The sequence below is a fragment of the Zoogloea oleivorans genome, assembly GCF_008107625.1.
In the GTDB taxonomy this organism is placed as follows: domain Bacteria; phylum Pseudomonadota; class Gammaproteobacteria; order Burkholderiales; family Rhodocyclaceae; genus Zoogloea; species Zoogloea oleivorans.
This window is the reverse complement of the sequence record NZ_SDKK01000067.1, coordinates 1-3488: the sequence shown is the minus strand read 5'-3', so window position 1 is coordinate 3488 and position 3488 is coordinate 1. Positions and strand designations below refer to the sequence as shown.

General features: G+C 70.9%; 2 protein-coding genes. Both read right to left on the bottom strand.

Going from position 1 to position 3488, the window contains the following annotated elements; all coding sequences use genetic code 11:
* Nucleotides 1-1290, bottom strand: a 1290-nt coding sequence (locus ETQ85_RS25615; RefSeq protein WP_148581806.1) for a contractile injection system tape measure protein, incomplete at its 3' end; no start/stop codon positions are given.
* 3 nt (nt 1291-1293) lie between these two features.
* On the bottom strand, nt 1294-3488 hold a 2195-nt coding region (locus tag ETQ85_RS26490; protein WP_187394878.1), incomplete at its 5' end, for a hypothetical protein.

Below are 3488 nucleotides of genomic sequence, written 5' to 3'. Positions count from 1 at the left end.
CTTGCTGGAATGCGGCGGGGCGGCTGTGGGAGCGGGTTGGTGGACGGGCATGCGCAGGCTGGCGAGGACGGCGGTCCAGGGAGGCGTGGCGGCGAGTCCGGCGAGCAGGGCTTCGACCCAGGGGGCGATGCTGCTGCGCCAGCTGGCGTGGGCCTCGTCGGTGGCGTGTTCGGGTTCCATGCTCCAGGCGAGCCACAGGGCCTGGGCGTGGATGGCTTCGGTGCTAGGCGTGGCGAGGCTGGCGAGGAGTTCGCGCAGGGTCGCGGTGAGGGTGCGGGGGGCATTGGCCGGGGCCGGGGTGTGGCTGGCGATCACGGTCTGACGGTCGTCCCGCGGCAGCAGCGGGAGCCAGCGGGCCAGGGCGCCGATGCGGGCGAGGGCCGGTTGCGGGAAGATGCAGGCCGGCAGGGCGCCGAGGCGTACCCAGATCGTTGCCGCCTCGCGGAGGATCTGCCGGGCTGCATCGGACTCGAGGCCGGCTAGGGTCCAGTCGAGGCTGCCCGTCAGCAGGTAGGTGGCGAGCTGGGCCTGGGCGTGGGTGGCGCTTGTTGCGTTTGCGCCGGGCGAGGGCGCAGCGGGGGTGAGCCGGTGGCGGCTTGGGGCCGTGGCGGGTGGCTGGTCGGGTGCTTGAGTCGCCTCGGTGAGGGGCAAAGGGGCAGCAGTCGGAATGCTGGTCGGCAGGGGCTGCCCGGCGGCAGGCTGGGAGCTGATGAGCTGGCGGGCCAGTTGGCGTAGGCGGGCGAGGGGCAGGTGCAGTGTCTGCCCGTTGATTTCCAGCGCCACGGGGGTCTCGCGGGTCTCACCGGCTTGCGGGGGCGGGGCGTCTGGCAGGTGCGCCGTGCGGGCCAGCGCGTCGGTGATGGCGGCGCGCAGTGTGGCGGGGGCCTCGCGCAGCAGGGTGTCGAGGGTGAGGGCATCGTCGATGGCGAGGCTGGCGGCTTGGGTTTGCGTTGCGGGGTAGGCGGGCCCGCGTGGCGTGTCCAGCGGCGTTGCGATGGCGCTGCCGGCCTCGGCGGGCAGTGCGTCGAGGGCTGCGCTGGCTGCGGCAGCGATGCGGGCGGCCAGATCTTCGATGGACAGGGGCTGGTCGAGGCGCAGATGCAGCTCGAGTCGTGGCAGGTGAATGACCCGGTCGTCGGGGGCGTGGGCTGACAGGCTGCGTTCGAGCGCCGCCAGCGCCGGCCCGGAGAGTTCCCGCAGCTGCGCGCGCAGCGCAAAGGCCGCCTCGGCGGTGGGCGCCCGGGCCTGCCAGTGCAGGCGCCGGATGCGGTGGGGCAGGGCGGCGGACATGGCTTAGCGCTTGAGCCGGTTGAGGTTTTGCAGGTTGCCGATCAGCACGGTTTGCGAGGTGCCGACGGTGCCGGTCTTGAGGGTTTCGAGCTTGCTGCCGAGGCTGCTGGCAGCGGTCGCGTCGGTGATGTAAACCGTGCTGTTGGCAAGCACCGAAGCCACGCCGGCCGCTGCGCCGGTGGAGGTGTCCACCTTCTGGGTGACCACGTGCTGGGTGGTTTCGGCGACCGAATCGCCCAGTTCGGCCTGGGCCTTGACGAGTTGCGCCTGGGCCTGGCTGCGGGACGCTTCGGAAAGGTCGCCCTGGCTGCTCAGTTCGACCAGCGTCTGCACTTTCTGGCGCTTGTATTCCACGTCCCTGACCATCTGGTCGAGCAGGGCGTCGCCGGTGGCGACAGTCTTGCCCGGCAGCACGACGCCGGCGGCGGTGGCTTCCTTGGTGCTGAAGGCGCCCTTGACCAGCCCTTCGATGCTCGCCGACTGGGTTTCCAGCTTGATTCGCAGGTCGCTCTGGACGGCCTTGAGATCGGCGGCCAGCTCACTTCTGGCGCTGTCGAAACGGCTGGTGACGGCGCTGCCGACCAGCGTGCTGACGACCAGGTCCACTGGCCGGATGACCTTGATCGGGTCGATTTCGAGGGGCGGCCGGCGCAGGGGCGGGCGCAGCAGCGGCGGCTCGACAGGCTCGGGTTCGTCGTTTTCGGCGCAGGGGTAGGCGAGGGCGAAGTCGGCGATGACGTTTTGCGTGTCGTCGTACACCAGCACGAAAGTGCCGCCCCGCCAGGCACCGCCCAGGTGGTCGAGCCCCGGGTGGTCGGTGGCGAAGCGGGCCAGCAGCAGTTTGTCGTCGGCCTTGTCGTCCTTGGCCTTGATGAGGTCGTCGAGCCAGTCGAGCCACAGGGGGTGGGTGGTTTGGATGAGGGAGTCCACCGGCGAGACGAAGTCGCTGCGGGACAGCTTGCCCAGGTTGACGCGGGCGGTGCCGACCGAGCCGAGGGTTTCGGATAGGCCGTTGTTCCAGCGGGTTTCATCGGTGGTCGTGCGGTAGGCGCTGTAGGTCTGCTTGTCGAGGGCCGGCTTGGCCCGCGCGGTCAGGATGCCGACGGCGCTGCGGGCGCTGGTGGCGGCGCCGAGCACCGAGATGCCGGTGTCGGTCTGCTCGGGGATGTCCTTGCTGTCGATGGCGGCGCGCAGGCTGCCGACGTATTTCTCGGAGAAGCTGTCGCTTTCGTCGAGGCGCAGGGAGACGTCCTGGCGCAGCAGGTAGTGGAAGCGGTGCAGGTCGGTGTAGCGGATGCCCGGGCGGATCTTGATGCGGTCTTTGGCGTTGTGGGCGAGGACGGCGTGCACTTCGAAGGGCAGGTTGTTGGCGGCGATGAGTTTCTTCAGCTCGGTGCTCACGTCGCTGACCGGGCGGCCCAGGTGGCCTTCGACGCGGAAGAAGGTGTGGCCGGCGATGCTGCCGGCCAGCGGGTCGCGGGCGCGGGGGCTGCCCTGGTAGTCGGCGGCCCGGTAGCCGAGGTTGTGGTTGCCGAGCTGGCGGGCGCTGAGGCGGCGGTTCCACGCGGCGTGGATGTCGGCCCGGTAGTACCAGGGGATGGCCCGCTCGCCGAGGGGGCGGTCTTCGCCGTGACTGGGGGTGACGCGCAGGCTGCGGTCTTCGGGGGCGATGTAGTTGCTGATCTGCTGGTCGAGCCGGCGGAGCAGGAAGTGCGCGGCGGCGGCGGCCTCGCGGGCGTGGGCGTCGGTGGGGGCGGGGAAGAAGGGGGTGCGGGTGTCCCACAGGATGCCGACGGTGCCGGCGATCAGGTGCTTGGGAAAGGTGTCCGGGCTGGGGACCAGCAGGCTGTCGTCGCCGAGCAGGGCATCGCGCAGCTCGTTGCAGGTGGCCACCAGATCCTTCAGGTAGCCGAAGAAGCCTTGCACGGCGGCGGCCGGGTTGTCGGCCAGCTGGCGCCGGATCACGAAGCACCAGTCGGCGCAGGGATTGCTGGCGAAGACCTCGCCGATGCGCCCGGCAAAGCCATCGCCGAGGGCCGTGAAGGCGGCGACGAGGCTGTCGATGGTGTGGCCGTTGGCGTCCCGGTAGTGCTTGACGAGCGTTTCGGCGCTGTTCAGGTCGGCGCCGATCTGCGGCCGGTAGGCGATGGCTTCGGGCAGGGCGCGGGCCTGGTCGGCCAGCGTGAGCGGGCCGCCGG